Source organism: Vibrio genomosp. F10 str. 9ZD137 (assembly GCF_049974785.1).
Lineage (GTDB): Bacteria > Pseudomonadota > Gammaproteobacteria > Enterobacterales > Vibrionaceae > Vibrio.
This window is the reverse complement of record NZ_JBNGCJ010000881.1, coordinates 1-371: the sequence shown is the minus strand read 5'-3', so window position 1 is coordinate 371 and position 371 is coordinate 1. Positions and strand designations below refer to the sequence as shown.

Annotated in this window: 1 pseudogene; it reads right to left on the bottom strand. The window is 52.6% G+C overall.

The window, feature by feature from the left end:
* Positions 1 to 69 precede the first annotated feature (69 nt).
* Positions 70 to 371, bottom strand: a pseudogene (locus tag ACP45E_RS19700) (hypothetical protein); the annotation flags it as partial.

The following is a 371-nucleotide window of genomic DNA, read 5'->3' as shown; positions in this document are numbered from 1 at the left end:
CTTTCACATGCATGCAGCTTTTGTGGCAGGGCAAAACAGGTCGCAGCGCCAAGGCGAGCAGCTTAAGCACTATAGCATAAGCACAATAGCATCACGCGACGACCATACAACCACCTCAGAGCCATCTGTCTTTGTGATGCGCTGCATGGGCGACAACCGATACAGCCCAGAATGCAATTGTTGCTGTAGTGATCGTAATTCCTGTTGGGCGTTGAATCTGAAATGCCAGATATCAGCATTAGGCGGGTGGTGCCTGCGTTGGTGGCACACCCATAGGTAGGCCTGTTGTAGGGTTTGCTCAGTGACCATATTCACCCCCCATCGAATGGGCTCGTGTTCGCTCAGTGAATGAGATCGGCAGAGCGGTTCAG